General features: G+C 71.8%; 14 protein-coding genes and 1 tRNA gene. 3 read left to right on the plus strand and 12 right to left on the minus strand.

Annotation, left to right across the window (positions count from 1 at the left end; genetic code table 11):
* Window positions 1-16: 16 nt before the first annotated feature.
* The 6 genes from F9B98_RS10125 to F9B98_RS10150 form a co-directional block, all read right to left on the minus strand.
* A complete protein-coding gene (locus F9B98_RS10125) occupies window positions 17-1,321 on the minus strand; it encodes a glutathionylspermidine synthase family protein (protein ID WP_150956798.1) in 1,305 nt (434 codons plus the stop codon).
* Window positions 1,321-1,695 carry a tRNA-dihydrouridine synthase gene (locus F9B98_RS10130; protein WP_150956801.1) on the minus strand — a complete coding sequence of 125 codons (375 nt, stop codon included), beginning with the start codon at window positions 1,693-1,695 and terminating at the stop codon, window positions 1,321-1,323. The genes F9B98_RS10125 and F9B98_RS10130 overlap by 1 nt, the downstream gene beginning before the upstream one ends.
* A gap of 71 nt (window positions 1,696-1,766) precedes the next feature.
* A complete protein-coding gene (locus tag F9B98_RS10135; protein ID WP_150956804.1) occupies window positions 1,767-2,435 on the minus strand; it encodes a DUF4166 domain-containing protein in 669 nt (222 codons plus the stop codon).
* On the minus strand, window positions 2,432-3,049 hold the full coding sequence (locus tag F9B98_RS10140) for an SRPBCC family protein (protein WP_150956807.1): 618 nt from the start codon (window positions 3,047-3,049) through the stop codon (window positions 2,432-2,434). The genes F9B98_RS10135 and F9B98_RS10140 overlap by 4 nt, the downstream gene beginning before the upstream one ends.
* A 55-nt stretch (window positions 3,050-3,104) precedes the next feature.
* Window positions 3,105-4,037, minus strand: coding sequence for a glutaminase A (glsA, locus tag F9B98_RS10145; protein WP_150956810.1), 933 nt, complete (start codon window positions 4,035-4,037; stop codon window positions 3,105-3,107).
* 44 nt (window positions 4,038-4,081) lie between these two features.
* Window positions 4,082-6,421 (minus strand): acyltransferase family protein, encoded by a 2,340-nt coding sequence (locus tag F9B98_RS10150; RefSeq protein ID WP_150956815.1) that lies wholly within the window; start codon window positions 6,419-6,421, stop codon window positions 4,082-4,084.
* 252 nt (window positions 6,422-6,673) lie between these two features.
* Here F9B98_RS10150 and F9B98_RS10155 point away from each other — a divergent pair, with 252 nt between their 5' ends.
* Both F9B98_RS10155 and F9B98_RS15945 read left to right on the plus strand, forming a co-directional pair.
* Window positions 6,674-8,293, plus strand: coding sequence for a serine/threonine-protein kinase (locus F9B98_RS10155; RefSeq protein ID WP_191966763.1), 1,620 nt, complete (start codon window positions 6,674-6,676; stop codon window positions 8,291-8,293).
* A gap of 53 nt (window positions 8,294-8,346) precedes the next feature.
* Window positions 8,347-8,484: a hypothetical protein gene (locus F9B98_RS15945; RefSeq protein WP_191966764.1), complete on the plus strand. Its 138-nt coding sequence runs from the start codon at window positions 8,347-8,349 to the stop codon at window positions 8,482-8,484.
* A gap of 64 nt (window positions 8,485-8,548) precedes the next feature.
* On the opposite strand, the gene F9B98_RS10160 is transcribed toward F9B98_RS15945, so the two are convergent.
* Both F9B98_RS10160 and F9B98_RS10165 read right to left on the minus strand, forming a co-directional pair.
* A tRNA-Asn gene (locus tag F9B98_RS10160) sits at window positions 8,549-8,624 on the minus strand.
* A 62-nt stretch (window positions 8,625-8,686) separates the two neighbouring features.
* A complete protein-coding gene (locus F9B98_RS10165; RefSeq protein WP_150956823.1) occupies window positions 8,687-9,460 on the minus strand; it encodes an ATP-binding cassette domain-containing protein in 774 nt (257 codons plus the stop codon).
* Window positions 9,461-9,541: 81 nt separating this feature from the next.
* Here F9B98_RS10165 and F9B98_RS10170 point away from each other — a divergent pair, with 81 nt between their 5' ends.
* Entirely contained in the window at window positions 9,542-10,840 is a 1,299-nt protein-coding gene (locus tag F9B98_RS10170) for an MFS transporter (RefSeq protein ID WP_150956826.1), read from the plus strand.
* Window positions 10,841-10,870: 30 nt separating this feature from the next.
* Here F9B98_RS10170 and dnaG read toward each other — a convergent pair whose 3' ends face one another.
* The 4 genes from dnaG to F9B98_RS10190 form a co-directional block, all read right to left on the minus strand.
* Window positions 10,871-12,712: a DNA primase gene (gene dnaG / locus F9B98_RS10175; RefSeq protein ID WP_150956829.1), complete on the minus strand. Its 1,842-nt coding sequence runs from the start codon at window positions 12,710-12,712 to the stop codon at window positions 10,871-10,873.
* Window positions 12,712-14,046: a deoxyguanosinetriphosphate triphosphohydrolase gene (locus F9B98_RS10180; RefSeq protein WP_150956832.1), complete on the minus strand. Its 1,335-nt coding sequence runs from the start codon at window positions 14,044-14,046 to the stop codon at window positions 12,712-12,714. The genes dnaG and F9B98_RS10180 overlap by 1 nt, the downstream gene beginning before the upstream one ends.
* Complete coding sequence (gene dusB / locus F9B98_RS10185) at window positions 14,036-15,190, minus strand: tRNA dihydrouridine synthase DusB (protein ID WP_225310302.1); 1,155 nt, start codon at window positions 15,188-15,190, stop codon at window positions 14,036-14,038. Before dusB ends, F9B98_RS10180 begins: the two co-directional genes overlap by 11 nt.
* 92 nt (window positions 15,191-15,282) lie before the next feature.
* A complete protein-coding gene (locus tag F9B98_RS10190) occupies window positions 15,283-15,966 on the minus strand; it encodes a DsbA family protein (RefSeq protein WP_150956840.1) in 684 nt (227 codons plus the stop codon).
* Window positions 15,967-15,968: the final 2 nt, after the last annotated feature.

The raw sequence follows: 15,968 nt of genomic DNA on the forward strand, positions 1-15,968 counted from the left end.
GCCCCGCGGGGCGGCGTCAGCTTTCGATGATGTTCGGGGCGAAGCGGCAGTAGTAGTCGGTGATGGGTCCGTCGGATTCGCGGATCCCGACCCCGTACGCTTCCTGGTCGATCACCCAGGATCCAAGGACGGGGTGGTTGCTGCCGTTCGACCCCGGGAAGTCGGGTAGCTCGTGGTATTGCTGCCAGACGCGCTCCCGGCCCGCGCCCTCGCGGCGGTACTCCTGCCCGTTCGAGGTGACACTGCCGTCGCGGCGATGCACCCGGATGCCGTCGCCTTCTCGGCCGAAGACCGGTTTGACGACGAAGTCGGTCATACCGTTCGGCCCGTCGGCGTAGGCCGGCAGCAGGTTGGGGTGTCCGGGGAACAGTCGCCAGAGGGCTACGAGCAGGAGCTTGTTCGACAGGAACATCTTCCAGGCGGGTTCGTACCACCGGCCGAAGAGTCCGCGGCCCGCGATGAGCAGGGCGCCGAACTCCTGGTCGCCGACGACGCGGTCCTCGCCCGAGACGAGGTCCTCCCAGGGGTAGAGCTTGAAGAGGTTCCGGATGACGGGGTACTGGGTGCCCGGGGTGTCGCCGGGCAGCGCCGCGATGCTGCGGGAGGAGCCCCACGGCTCGGGCACGCCGACGAACTGCCGCGCGCCGTGGTGCCAGCCGATCTCCTTCATCTCGATGCCGGTGTGCTCCCACCCGGCCTCCCCCGCGAGATCACGCATGTAGGCGACGGTGTCCCAGTCCTCGCCGTAGGTGTCGGCATCCGAGTGCGCGACGAACAGCCGCCCGCCCTCGCCCTCTTCGAGGGAGCGGTGGAGCAGGGTGCGCCAGCGCGCGACGAGGGCTTCGTGCAGACCGTTCCACTGATCGCTATCGGCGGGCAGGTCGCCGCTCTTGATCCGGTCCTGCAGCCAGAACCACTGGGTGACCGAGGCCTCGATCAGTCCGGTCGGCGTATCGCCGTTGTACTCGAGCATCTTCGCGGGCGAGCCGTCGCCGGCGTAGGCGAGGTCGAAGCGGGCGTAGACGTCGGGTTCGTCCTGCTCGAGCGACCACTGCGCGAGCTCGAACGCCTTCGGGCTGAGCCCGAGATGACCGAGTGCCCCGGATGCCATGTACCTGGCCGCCTCCAGGCACATGCGATGCAGCTCTTCGGTCTGCTTCTCGAGTGCTTCGACCTCGGGCAGGGTGAAGACGTAGGCGGCGCCGTCGTTCCAATACTCCACGGCCGTGCCGTCGTCGCGCAGCGAACGCGAGTAGATCAGTCCGGACTGCTTGATCGTCCGCTCCCAGTCGGGGCGCGGGTCGAGCTCGATGCGCCGCATCAGCCGCCGTGGCTTCCGTCGGAGCCCGAGCCACCGAAGCCGCCGCGTGAGACGCTCGCCCCGTCGCTGGAGATCCCGCGAGCCGCGGTCTTGCCCGAGGGGAGGGTGTCCGCCCCTCCGGTCGCGGGCTGACCCACCGCGGGAACCGTGCGGCTGCTCGATCCGAGCGGCAGGTAGTACCAGTGGGCGCTACCGCCGTGGTTGTTGCAGTCGTCGTCGGGCAGCCGCTTCTCGGTGGAGTTGTCGCGGCAGATCTGGGCGTAGTCCTCCGAGACGTTGGCGCCTTGACCGCAGCCGGTGAGGGTCGCGGCGATCGCGGCGACGACGCCGACGGTGACGGTGCGCGAGGCGCGGCGACGCACGACGGGCTGCATGGGGGGACTCCTTCGGAGAGACCGGTTCGGCGTGAGGGCGCCGTCATTCTCGCACCCGTGATCGGGTGGTGTCATGTGCGGCGTTCGTGGCGCCGAGGGAAGACGTGCGACGGGGCGCCGGAGGCCGGCATCCATTCGCAGGAAAAGCTGCCGCGGTAGCCGAAGAGGAAGCCGAAGCGGTCGTTGTCGACCCGCATGTCGACCTGGAACCGGCCGTCGGTGTCGTCGAAACGTTCGCGCAGGGTGGCGCGGCCGCTGAAGAGCATCGGGAAACGGAAGGCGATCGGACCCTCGTAGAAACGCTGTCCTCCCGAACGCAGGAGCAGTCCGCCGTCGTCGTCCACCGCCAGGTCGAGGTCGACGGCGAGGTGCTGGTGGGTGCCGAGGTAGTCGACGACGCGGCCGTCATGGAGGATCATCGTCGCGTCGAAGCGGGCGGGGCGCCCGCCCACCTCGTACTCGCGGACGAACGTGACCGTCTCGCGCCCGAACGGGTCGAGGTAGGGGCTGTTCCAGATGGTGAAGGGGACGTTCTCGCCCACCGTCGGCACGAGGATGTTCCGCAGCGTGCCGAACTGGAGGAACGGGACGGTCCACCACGGTCCGCGACGGATCTCGCTCATGACGCCGCGTCCGACGCACGCCTGTCCGTCGTCGAGGCCGACGCCGAAGCGGCGTTGCATCATCGGGTGCAGGCGGTCGAAGTCCGCGCCCATCGCCCGGGCGAAGATCGAGGTCATCGGTGGCCTCCCGGCGCAGGCAGGGCCGCGAGCGTCGCGGGCGCGTCGTCGAGCGCGCGGCGTCGGTGCGGGGGGATCCGCTCGCAGCGCGAGGCCCGAGGGCGGTCTTTCCGCCAGAACGCGGCGGCATGCGCGAGCGACCAGCGCTCGGGCTCGACACCGATTTCGAGCCACAGGCGCAGGCGGTCGAAGCTCCACGCGGTCGCCCACCCCACGAGCGGACGGACGATCACATCGAGCGGGCCCCACCCCGCCGCGTAGTCGTAGCCGGTGGAGAAGCGGATGCCGTCGTCCACCGGCTCGTAGCGCCAGTATCCGCGACCGTCGCGTAGGGGTGACAGCCGGTCGGCGGTGGTGAACCGCAGAGCGGAGGTGCGGCTGCCGTCGGGGCGGGAGCTCTCGCCGATGCTGATGCCGTCGCCGCGGACGGTGTGCAGGGGCGTTCGCCTTTCGTAGACGAAGCGTGCGGCGCCGTCCGGGGTGCTGTCGGTGGGCGTGATCTTCGAGAAGCGGACATCCCAGCGCACGTGGTGCGACGGGTCCTGCGTGGCCGTCCACACCTCGTCGAGCGTCGCGCGGATGGTCGTCGCGACGTAGATCCCCCGTGCCCCCATGGCGCCAGCCTAGGCGTCTCGAGGAGGCGCTCCGTTCATCCCGTGGCGGGCGTCGTCAGCGCGACGCGAAGGAGTGCAGGGCGAGGTCGTCGCTGAGGGCCTCGCTCGCGAGGCGCCCGCGTACGCTCGTCCCCTGCGCGTCGAGGGGCGGGCTCACCACCGCGGCGCCGAGGCGACCGGGTGCGGCCAGCACGAGGGCACCCGACACGCTGGATTTCGCCGGGATGCCGACCGCGCGCATCCAGCGCCCCGAGCCGTCGTACACCCCGCAGGTGGCCATGACCGAGACGACATCGCGCGCCACCCGTTCGGGCACGACCCGTTTCCCCGTGCGGGGGTTCACGCCGCCGAGCGCGAGTGTGGCGCCCATGACGGCGAGGGTCCCGGCATCCACCTGCGTCGCGCACGCGCGGGCGTACACGGCGACGGTGTCGTCGGCGGAGGGCTCGAGGGTGCCCTCCGCGCGCATCAGGTGCGCCAGGGCGTGGTTGCGGTCGCCGAGGAGGTGCTCGTTGTGGGCGACGTCCTCGTCGACATCGAGCTCTCGCCCGGCGAAGGCCGCGAGGCCGCGCGCGATGCGGGCGCTTCGCGCCTCGGCGCCGGCGCCGTCGACGAGCGAGGCGGTCAGCAGTGCCCCCGCGTTGACCATGGGGTTCGGCGGTCGTCCCGTGCCGCTTTCGAGCTTGATGGCGTCGAACGACTCCCCCGTCGGTTCGATGCCCACACGGTCCAGGGCCGTCCCGCCGGTGTCGAGCAGGGCGAGGGCGAACAGGAACGGCTTGACGGCGGACTGCACGCTGAACGGGATGTCCGCCTGCTTGCTCGATCGCACCGTCCCGTCGGGCAAAGCGAGGGCGAGAGCGCAGAGGTCGGGGTCGGCGTCGGCGAGCTGCGGGATGCTGTCGTCGACCTCTCCCCCGCGTTCGGGCACCAGGCGGGTTCGCAGGGCGTCGAGGTCGTAGGAGCGGGCGTCGGGAGGCGAGGTCACTCCCCCAGCCTCGCAGTCGCGCCGGGGGGTCGGGGCCGGAGCGGTCAGAACAGGCCTCGCGCCGCGAGCTCGCCGCGAAGGATCGGCGTGAGTCGTTCCGCGAACGCCGGCGTGATGTGGGTGTCGTCGTAGCGCACCGGGGTGTCGCCCGCGAAGGCGGGGCACACGCCCTGCCAGCAGCTGAACGGCAGCGAAGTGATCGCCGCGTCGCCGGTCTCGGCGGCCCGGGCCTCGGTCGCCGTCTCCATCTGCGTCCACACGTCGTCGATGCCCGCCAGACACGCCGACGGCCCGGTCAGCGGCGAGACGCAACGCCCCAGGTCGACACCGTGCGGCGGAGGCGCGAGGTACACCGTGCGGCCGGAGGGTGCCCACCCGGTGACCTCGGAGGCGATGGCGGATGCCAGCTCCCCGGCGCCCAGATCCTGCCCGTCGACCGAGCGGCCCAGGGTGAACGCGTTCGACACGACGAGCAGGTCGGCGGGAGAGGCGCCGATCATCGCCGCGACATCGGTCTTGCGGGCCGTGCACGCGGCCATGACCGCCGGGTCGCGGCTCTCGATGAGGACGTCGGTGAAGCGGCATCCGTACATCCCCACCGTGGTCACCCGCCAGGCTCCCCCGCTGTCTTCGGCGAGCTTCGCGAACGCCGGTGCGTAGGCCATCGCGCTCGAGTCGCCCACGAGGTAGAGGTGCCGCGGGGCGTCGGCCGAGCCCCAGGTGCAGCGTGCGGCGTCGAGGGCGACGTCGGGGGTGAAACAGTCTCGCGCACGGTTCGCCGACGACGACGAGCGCTGCACGTCGTCGAGCGAGGGGTGCAGCTCGGGCCAGGCGGTCGCCGTGGTCGCGGCGGCGAGCTCGGCCTGCAGCGTGGAGAGCGCGTCTCCGGCGTCGGCGGCGACGTCGGCCGCGGACGGTGCGGCAGCGGGGAGCCCCGGCAGCGTGGGAGCGCCGAACGCGAGCATGACGGCGAGCGCCGTGGCGCCCGCGCCGATTGCGAGGGTGACCCCGGCCATCGCCACGCGCGGGGCGAAGCGCGCCCGCCAGGCGGCCCACGCGGCGGAGGCGTCGGGGGTGACGGATGCCGGGGGTCGTGGCATCCGTTCCGCTTCCGGCTGTGGTGCGGGCTCCGGCTCGACGACGACCGCCCGCTCCGGCGGGGTGGGGGTCGCACCGCGAGAGCCCGGGTAGTAGCGCTGGCCGGGGACGTACCCAGCGGGCCGTGAGGCGAGTGCGCTCGGTCGTCGCGGGGCGGGCTCCGGGGCGACGGGGGCCTCGGCTACCTCGAGTTGCGGGCGTGACGCGGAGGGGGTCGCCGCCCAGGGCGAGCGGTGGAGCGGCTGCTCGACACCGAGGAAGGTCGCGACCGTGAGCACGACCATCGCGAGCACCGTGATGCCCGTCGCCGCGGGGCCGGGCGCGAGCAGCACTCCGGCGAACACGATCACCGGCAGGTGCCAGAGGTACAGCGAATACGACAGGTCGCCGATCGTCACGGCCAGGGGGTTGGTGAGGACGAAGAGGTGCCGCTGGCGAGGGTCGCCGCCGATGCCTCCCGCGATCGTGAGAGCGGCGCCGAGCACGGGGAGGACGGCCCCGGGAGCCGGGAACGGGTCGGCCGGGTCGATGACGAAGAACGCGGCGACGATCAGCCCCGCACCGACCCAGGCGAGGGGGACCCGCAGCGCCGTCGGCATCCGGGCGAGGATGGGGGCGGCAGCGGCGATGACGGCTCCGGTGGCGAGCTCGCCCGCCCGCGTCAGCGTGGAGAAGTACGCCAGGCGCGCATCGACCGGTGTCTGCACGACGGCGAAGATCCCGGATGCCACGACCACCGCTCCCGCGAGCACCCCGACGCCCACTCGGCCGCCCCGTGCGCGGCGCGCCGAGACCGAGACGGCGGCAACCGCGAGCAGGACGAGCACCGGCCACGCGAGCGAGAACTGCTCCTCGACCGAGAGCGACCAGAAGTGCTGGAGCGGCGAGACGTCGGTGGTGGCGAAGTAGTCTCGGCCCTCGAATCCGAAACGCCAGTTCGAGACGAGACCGACCGCCGAGAGGGCGTCGCCCAGCGTTCTCTCGGCGCGCACGGGGGTGAAGACGACGAACGCCGCGCCCACGACGGCCGCCAGCACCACGAGGGCGGCGGGCAGCAGGCGCTTCACGCGACGCGCGAAGAAGGCACCCAGGCGCACGGTCCCGTGGCCGCGGAGGTCGGCGAGCAGGATGCCGGTGACCAGGAACCCCGAAAGGACGAAGAAGACGTCGACACCGACGAAACCGCCCCGGGGCCAGCCGGTCAGATGCGTGGCGACGACGGCGACGACCGCGAGAGCGCGGAGCCCCTGCAGATCGCGACGTACGCGGGAGGCGGGGGCGGGCACGTCGGATCCTCTCGGGCCGGCGTCGGCGGCCGGAGCGAGCTTAGTGGAACCGCTCCCATGCCCGCAGGGGCCGTCCCTCCCGCGCAGACGCGGTGGACGAGGAACGAAGGAGCGGGGGTGGCATTATGCGCACTCGGTGGGGGCCCCGCTACCCCCGGCCTCCGGAGGCCGCGCGGGCATAGTCTCCGACGCAACGGATGCGTCCCGGCATCCGCTCTCCTCGCCGACAGGCGGACCCGCTCGAAGGATGCGATGAGTCACGCGCCCGACCACTCGATGCCCCACGCGGGTGACATCCTCGGCGGCCGCTACATCCTGCGCGAGCGTATCGGCGCCGGAGGCATGGGGCGCGTCTTCCGCGCGCGCGACGAGGTCCTCGCCCGCGACGTCGCCATCAAGATCTTCTTCGCCGATGCCACCGACGAGCCCGAGCCCATCCGCCGCATGTCGGAGGCGCGGGCTCTCGCCGCCCTCGATCACCCCTCGCTCGTGACGCTGTACGACGCCCGCCTCACCGGAGACGACCACGTCTACCTCGTGATGGAGCTCGTGAACGGCCCCTCGCTGCAGCGACGGATCGAAGAGGGGCCGCTGTCGTCGGCGGAGGTGGCGGGAATCGTCACCGACCTCGCGGGGGCGCTGGCCGTGGTCCACGACGCGGGGATCGTGCACCGCGACATCAAGCCGTCGAATGTCCTGCTGCGGCCGGTGCGGGGCGGTGCACGCGCGGTCGAGGCGGTGCTCGCCGACTTCGGTGTCGCGCGGTTGATCGGCGCGACGCGTCTGACCACGCCGGGAACGGTCATCGGCACGGCCGCCTACCTCGCGCCGGAACAGGTGCGCGGGGAGGCGCCGCGGGCGGAGTCCGACGTGTACGCCCTGGGACTCCTCGCCATCGAGGCGCTGACCCGTCTTCACCCCTTCGGACAGGGCACCCTCCAAGAGACGCTTCTGGCCCGGCTCGCCCGTCAACCCGAGGTGCCCGACGACTTCGGTGGCGAGTGGCAGTCGCTGCTGACCGCGATGACCGCGTTCGACCCCGACGATCGACCGACCGCGGCGAGCGTGGTGGAGCGGGCGGAGTCCCTCGCGCGTGAGGCCGCGGTCACCGCCGAGGGCGCGCCGGAGGCGCCCGCGTCGTGGATGCTGCCCACCGCCCTCATGGCGGCACCTCCCGCCCCGGCCGTCCCCTCGGCGGCGGCCCCTGCCACGGCGCGCGTCGCCCTCGTGGGCGACACGGCTCCGGTGGCCGCCGCGTCGTCGGTCGGAGTCGGTGCGGGAAGCTCGTTCGTCCCCACGGAGCGGACACGGCGAGCCCCTCGACGCCGGTGGCTGTGGTTCGGACTCGCTGCGAGCATGGCCCTCATCGTCGGGGGTCACGTCATGGCCTTCTCCCTGAGCGCTGTGCCCGACATGACCACGGACCGCGTCTCCACCCCCGCACCCTCGGGGGCGCCGTCGTCGACGCCGGCCCCTCTCGTGGCCGAGAACGCGCCCTCGAAGGTCGAGCCCGTTTCGAGCACGGATGCCGGGACCCCCACGCCCTCGCAGCCGCCGGCCACCCCGCAGCCCGTGCAGCCCGCTCCCGCGCAGCCCGTCGCCGAGGTGCCGGGCGGCGGCGTCTCGCAGACCTCCCCCGGTGGCGGCGGAGCCGCCGTCGTCGAGCCGGCGCCCAGCGCCACGGCTCCCGGGACGGGCGGCGCGGCCGTTCCGACCCCGGGCGCCTCGTCGACACCCGAGGCGACGCCCGGAGGTGCCGTACCCGCGCCCGGGCCCGGGAAGGGCGCCGGCAACGGGAACGGGAACGGCAAGGGCTCGAGCAACGGCAAGGGCCCGGGCGCGGGACACAACGGCGACGCGGCCGCCGGCTGACGGTCTTGTCAACGGGTTCGACCCGCGTCCCGCGGCGGTGATTCGCTCGCCGCATGAGTGATCCCGACCGTCTCCCCGTCCCCGACCCCGCCGCCCAGAAGACCGATCGCGACGACACCTCGATCGTCCCCGACATGGAGCAGAGCCCCGCCGAGAGGGAGGAGCAGCGGGTCGATCCCGACGCCGAGTGAGTTCCGGATCCGATCCGGGGTGTCGCAACGACGAAGGCCCGACGCTGACGCGTCGGGCCTTCTGTGGCTCCCCGGCTTGGACTCGAACCAAGAACCTATCGGTTAACAGCCGATTGCTCTGCCAATTGAGCTACCGAGGATCATGCTCACCTTGCGGCGGGCAACCCCACGATACTAACAGCACGCGGGGGCGCCGGAAAAATCAACCGGCCGAAATGCGCCTCTCGGGCGTGCCGTCGGGCGTCCACCGCACGGCCTGATCGCCGTGACCGAGCCCCACGGCGTGACCGGCGTGCAGCACGAGCACGTCGGCATCCAGATCTCTCGGGGCTTCGGCGTCGTTCGTGACGATCAACGAGGCCATCCCGCGCTCGTCCCGACGCCGCGTGATCGACGCGCGAGCGGCGGCGCGCACCTCGAGGTCGAGGTTGGCGTACAGATCGTCGGCGACGAACAGGCGCGGCTCCAGAACGAGGGCCCGGGCCAGGGCGACGCGCTGGCGCATACCGGCGCTGAGTTCGTAGGGATACTTCGGGGCCGTGCCCAGCGGAAGCTCCATCTCGTCGAGGAGCGTCGCCACGCGCACGGCGAGGGCCCGCGTGTTCACCTTGCGGTCGCGGCTGGTGATGGGCTCGGCGATCACGTCCTGCACCGTCAACCGCGAGGGCAGCGCCGCACCCGCCCCCTGCGGCAGGTAGCCGGTGTGGAAGACCCATTCGCGGCGGGCGCGCCCCGGACGCCGGGCCGAGATGCCGTGCACGCGCGCGTCTCCCCCGACCACCGTCAGGCCGTCGTCGGGATGACCGGCCAGCAGAGACACGAGCGAGGTCTTGCCCGATCCCGTCGCCCCCTGGACGACCAGGGTGCGTCCCGCGGGAAGCGTGACGGTGATCCCGTCGATCACGCGCACGCCGCTGCGCGCCAGGGACAGGTCGTCGGTGCGCAGGGCGACGTCGGTGTCGAGGGTCCGGGCCATTCCCTCATCCTCCCCGACGAGAACGACGGATGCCAGCCCGGGCGCCCGCACGACGCTCGGGGCCGCCCCTAGGCTGACGTCATGCGCGATGCCACCCCGGGCCGGCCAGGCCCCGCGGAGCGGCCGGCCGAGGTTCTGCGTGTCCCGGCGTTCGCGCTCTTCTGGAGTGCGACGACGCTGCGCGCCTTCGGCGGGGCCGTGGCCGGTGTCGCGTTCCAGGTGCTCGTCGTCTCGGTCGTCCAGGCAACCCCGCTCCAGGTCAGCGTGCTCAGCGCTCTGGGGGTCGTGCCCTACCTCTTCCTCGGGCTCATCATCGGCGCGTTCATGGATCGGTGGCGGCGCCAGCCCACCCTCGTGATCACCAGCATCGGTCGTGCGCTCACGCTGGCATCGCTTCCTGTGTTGATCCTCTCCGACGCGCTGACCTTCTGGTCGCTGGCGGCGGTGGTGCTGATCTTGGGGATCCTCACGCTCTTCGGCGACTCGGCCGCTCAGCCGCTGCTGCCCCACCTCGTCGATCGGCGGTCGTTGGTCTCGGCGAACGCGCGGCTCGGTCAGAGCGCGACCGTCGCGAGCACGGCCGGCCCCGCGATCGGCGGGGCTCTGCTCACCCTGGTCGGTGCCTCGCTGCTCTTCGTGTTCGAGGCGGTCGTCCTCGCGGTGGCGGCGGTGCTGCAATCGCGAATCCGCGTCGACGAGCAGCGCGCCGGCGTGCGCACACCGGGCCGCCATCTCGGACACGAGATCGTCGACGGGGTGCGCTACACGTATCGGCACGAGACTCTTCGACCGCTCGCCCTGTCGGTTCACGTGTGGTTCCTCGCCAACAGCGTCGTCGTGACCCTGTTCGGCCTCTACACCCTGCGCGAGCTGCAGGTTCCGGAATGGGCGTTCGGCCTCATCCTCGGGTCCGCGGGTGTCGGCGGTTTCTTCGGTGCGGTGATCGCCCCCCGCGTCGGCGCCCGGCTGGGTGCGGGACGTGCGATCCTCCTCGGGCGCGTCCTCGCCGTGGTGCCGTGGGCGACGCTCGCCCTGCTGCCCCTCGCGGCGAGCACCTCGCTCGCGGTGCTCGTGCCCGTGCTGGCAGCCGCCCAGTTCGTCTACGCGCTGTCGATGGGGATCGAAGATGCCAACGAGATGGGCTACCGGCAGGCCGTCGCACCCGACGTGCTGCAGGGGCGGATGAACTCGACCATTCGCACGACCAATCGGGTCGTCTTCTTCTTCGGAGCCCTCTCAGCGGGGCTGTTCGTCACAGTGCTGGGATTTCCGCTGACCCTCGGTCTGGCCGCGGCGGTATTCGCGGTGGCCGCCCTGATCATCGCCTTCTCGCCCGTGCGCTCGGCGCGCCACGACGACGATCCCTCATCCGCCGGGTGAGGGCCGGAACGCGGATGCCGCAGCGCGCGATCAGGAGGCGATCAGCCGCTGACGGTCGGCGTCGAGCTCGCGCAGCTGGAGGCCCAGGTTGCGGCCCTCTTCCGACCCCGGGGGCACGCGCTGGATTCCGCGCACCAGCTCGGCCTTCTGCCGCTCGATCTCGCGCAGCAGCACGCCGCGCGCGAGGTCGTTGGCCGCAGCCACCGCTCCCTCTTCGGTGCGCGCGGGGAAGGCTGCCGTGAGCAACTCGACCGCGAGCGTGCGGAACGGCTCGCGCACCGCCTCGACGGCGGTGACGGCCCAGCCGGGTTGGGAGAGATCGGTGGATGCCAGCGCGGCGCGCACAGCCTCGAGGGCCGGGTGCCCGAACGGCGTCTGCAGCGCACGCAGGAAGAGATCGGCCTCGATGCGGTGCCCGTACTGCAGAAACGCCATCATGGCTCCCCGCTCGAGGGCGACGTCGCGATTGTTCGGCAGCGACGCCATGGTGACCGACACCGCGACGGGAGCGGCGACTTCTCCCCCACGCTGCGCGTCGCGCTTCTCGGCGCGATCGGCTCCGCGGGCCGCGCGCTCCACGGCCGCCTGCACCTCGGGGATGTCGAGGCCCAGGCGACGCGCGAGTACGCGGACGTAGCCCGGGCGCAGCGCGGGATCGCGGATGTCCGCCACGATCGGAGCGGCCGCACGCAGGGCGCCGGCACGGCCCTCGACGCTCGAGAGATCGAAGTCCCTGAGGCGCTGGTCGATGACGAACTCGAACATCGGCGCCTTGTTCTCCATCAGGGCGCGCACGGCCCCGTCACCGCGCTGCAGGCGCAGGTCGCACGGGTCGAGCCCCTCGGGGGCGACGGCGACGTACGTCTGGGCCGCGAAACGCTTCTCATCGGCGAAGGCGCGCAGCGCCGCCTTCTGCCCCGCGGCATCCGGATCGAATGTGAACACCACTTCACCCGACGAGCTGTCGTCGCCCATCACGCGGCGCAGTACCGTGATGTGGTCGCTGCCGAAGGCCGTGCCGCACGAGGCGATCGCGGTGGTGATGCCGGCGAGGTGACACGCCATGACGTCGGTGTAACCCTCGACCACCACGACCCGATGCGAGCGCGAGATGTCGCGCTTGGCGAGGTCGAGGCCGTAGAGCACCTGCGCCTTCTTGTAGATCGGGGTCTCGGGGGTGTTGAGGTACTTGGGGCCCTGATCGTCGTCGGAGAGCTTGCGCGCTCCGAAGCCGATCACCTGCCCGGTGACGTCGCGGATCGGCCAGACGAGCCGCCCGCGAAAGCGGTCGTAGACGCCGCGCTGACCCTGAGACACAAGACCCGCCTGCAGCAGCTCGTCGCGGGTGAACTTCTGCGCGAGCAGGTGGTCCATGAGGTGCGACCAGCCCTTCGGGGCGTAGCCGACGCCGAAGTGGGCGGCGGCCCCGGCGTCGAAGCCGCGATCGCCGAGGAAGCGCCGACCGGTGTCGGCCTCGGGCGTCATGAGCTGGGCGCGGAAATACTCCGCGGCCGCGGCGTTCGCGGCGTACAGGCGTGAGCGGCCGGTCGTCTCGGGGGCGGGCCCGCCGTCTTCGTAGTGCAGGGTGTAGCCGACGCGCGCGGCCATGCGCTCGACGGCCTCGGTGAACGAGACGTGGTCCATCGCGCGCAGGAACGAGTACACGTCCCCCGACTCGCCGCAGCCGAAGCAGTGGTAGTAGCCGACCTGCGGGCGCACGTGGAAGCTCGGGCTCCGCTCGTCGTGGAAGGGACAGAGCCCCTTCATCGAGCCCACGCCGGCCGACTTCAGCGCGACGCGCTCACCGACCACGTCGGCGATGTTGACCCGCGCCTTGACCTCGTCGACGTCGGACTGGCGGATGCGGGGCATCAGGCATCCGCTCCCCGGGCTGCGCGCGCGCCGGGGGCCCACACGCCGAGCTCGGCGGCATCCACTTCTCCGACGAGTCGTCCGTGCCACGCGATCGCGAGCTGGTCGGTCAGGCTCGCGACCTGGTCGACGACGACGCGGCGTCGCGCGGCGTCGTCGTCCGCCGCGGCGAAGTCGGGCGCGTGCAGCGCGTCGAGGGCGCCGGGGTTCTCCCAGAGGGCGGATGCCAGGCGCTTCAGCACGTTGCGCTGCTCGCGGTACAGCACCTTGCGGCCGTCGATCGAGACGACCGTCGCACCGATGATGCCCTTGAGCACCGCCATCTCGACCTCGACCTCGGCGGGCACGATCACGTGCGCGCGGTAGCGGGTGAGCTGGTCGGCCGGATACGCCTCGCGCGTCGCGGCGGTCGCGGCGCGGGCGAAGCGCCCGATGAGGTCGGAGGTGAGGTTCTTCAACCGCGCGAGCGCGGGTCGGGTGCCGTCGAAGGAGTGGATCCACTCCGGCATCGCCATGAGGCGCTCGAGGCCCGCGGCGAGGTCGTCGCGCACGAAGTCGTAGCCGACCCACCGCTGGATCGCGTCGAGCAGTCCCTCGCGGCCGACGCGCGACGCCAGGCGCGCGGGGTCGACGTAGCGGTTGACCACCGCGTCTTCGAAGTCGTGCACCGAGTAGGCGATGTCGTCGGAGAGGTCCATGACCTCGGCCTCGATGCAGCGCTGGCGCGCGGGGGCTCCCCCGCGCATCCAGTGGAAGACGGGCTCGTCGTCGGGGTAGACGCCGAATTTCAGTCGTCCCCCCGGGTCGGGCACGGGCTCGTCGATCGTCCACGGGTACTTGCAGGTGGCGTCGAGGCTCGACCGGGTGAGGTTGAGGCCGAACGGCTCGCCGTCGGCGCCGAAGGTCTTCGGCTCGAGGCGGGTGAGGATGCGCAGCGTCTGCGCATTGCCCTCGAAACCGCCGATGTCGGCCGCCCAGTCGTTGAGCGCACGCTCGCCGTTGTGCCCGAACGGCGGGTGGCCGAGGTCGTGGCTCAGGCACGCGGTGTCGACGACGTCGGGCGACAGCTGCAGGGCGGTGGCCAGCTCGCGGCCGACCTGCGCCACCTCGAGCGAGTGCGTGAGGCGGTTGCGGGCGAAGTCGGCGGGGCTCGCCGGACTCAGCACCTGGGTCTTCGCAGCGAGACGGCGAAGAGCCGCGGAGTGCAGCACGCGGGCACGGTCGCGCGCGAAGTCGTCGCGCTGGGAGCGGTGGTTCTCGACGTGGAAGCGCGCCGCATCGTCGTCGTCGTAGCCGACCGGCCGGGCGACGGCCGGCGAGACCTCAACCGCCACTGTGGTGCAGTTCCGCTGCGGCGAGCTCACGGCCGGCGTCGTGGCCGATCTCGCGGGAATCGAGCCACCCGTCGGGAAGGGCCGGGCGCTTCGGGGTGCCGGCACGACCGCGCTGCCCCTCGGCTGCGGCGCCCGGGTAGGGGGCGTCGAGCTCCATCGTGGCGAGCAGCTCGTCGATCTCGTCGAGGGTCGACGCGGTCGCGAGGCTGGCGCGCAGCTCGCCGCCGACGGGGTACCCCTTGAAGTACCAGGCCACGTGCTTGCGGATGTCACGGCATCCGCGCCCCTCGTCTTCGAAGAACTCCACGAGCAGTTCCGCGTGACGGCGGAAAGCCTGGGCGACGAAGCCGAGCGTGGCGTCGACGGGCTCGCCGTGTGCGGCACCGGGGCCGCCGAGCGCGCGCGCCAGGTCGCCGAACAGCCACGGCCGGCCGAGGCAGCCGCGACCGACGACGACGCCGTCGCACCCGGTCTCGTGCATCATGCGTACCGCGTCGTCGGCCGACCAGATGTCACCGTTGCCGAGCACCGGAACGCTCGTGACCGTCTCTTTGAGCTTCGTTATCGCGGCCCAGTCGGCGTGACCCGAATAGAACTCGGATGCCGTGCGGGCGTGCAACGCGATCGAGGCGACGCCCGCGCCCTCGGCGATGCGCCCGGCCTCGAGGTAGGTGAGGTGATCGGCGTCGATGCCCTTGCGCATCTTGATGGTCAGCGGGATGTCGCCGGCGGCGCCCACGGCGCGCTCGACGATGTCGCGGAAGAGCGAGGTCTTCCACGGCAGAGCCGCTCCCCCGCCGCGACGCGTGACCTTGGGCACGGGGCAGCCGAAGTTGAGGTCGATGTGGTCGGCGTGGTCTTCGTCGACGATCATCTTCACGGCGGCCTCGACGGTCGCGGGGTCGACGCCGTAGAGCTGGATCGACCGCGGGGTCTCGGACTCGTGATGGCGGATGAGACGCATCGTGGTGTCGTTGCGCTCCACGAGCGCTCGCGTCGTGATCATCTCGCTCACGTAGAGCCCGGCACCGTACTCGCGACACAGGCGCCGGAACGCCGTGTTCGTGATGCCGGCCATCGGAGCAAGCACGACGGGAGCGTCGAGTTCGATGTTGCCGATGCGGAGCGACCGCGTCGGAGCCATTGCCGTATTCACTCGTCCATTCTCCCAGACGTCGTATGACAGCGGTGCCCGCGGTGAACAGAACCGTGCGCGGACACCGCTGTGGAGGAGGGTCAGGCGTTGGCGGTCTCGGATGCCTCGCGACGCTCGCCCCACACCTGGCGGGCGATCTGCGTGAACGCCTCGATCGGCTGAGCCCCGCTCACGCCGTACTTGCCGTCGATGACGAAGAAGGGGACGCCCGTGATGCCGTACTGCTGCGCCTGAGCCTGGTCTGCGCGCACCGCGGGGCGGTAGCGCTGCGACGAGAGCGCCTCGCGGGCGGCATCCTGATCCAGTCCCACCTCTCCGGCGAGGGTGACGAGGTCCTCGTCGCGACCGACGTGGCGTCCCTCGAGGAAGTAGGCCGACATGAGGAGCTCGGCGAGCTCGAGCTGCTTGCCGTTCTCCTTCGCGAAGTGCAGCAGTTCGTGCGCCTTCACGGTGTTGGTGTGCTGGAGGATGTCGAAGCGGTACGCCAGGCCCGCATCGGCGGCGACGCCGGTGACGCGGTCGAGCATCTCGCGCGCCTGATCGGGCGAGATGCCCTTGTGCTGCGAGAGGTAGTCGACCTCACCGCCGTGGAAGTCCTCGGGGGTGTCGGGTGAGAGCTCGAACGAGTGGTACTCGATCTCGACGACGGGGGCGTCGTCATCGGCGGCCGTGGCGGCCAGGCCGTTCTCGAGGTTCCGCTTGCCGATGTAGCACCAGGGGCAGGCGATGTCACTCCACACGTCGATCTTGATGGCATCCGTCATAT

This window comes from Microbacterium testaceum StLB037, assembly GCF_008763945.1.
Taxonomy (GTDB): Bacteria; Actinomycetota; Actinomycetes; order Actinomycetales; family Microbacteriaceae; genus Microbacterium; species Microbacterium testaceum_G.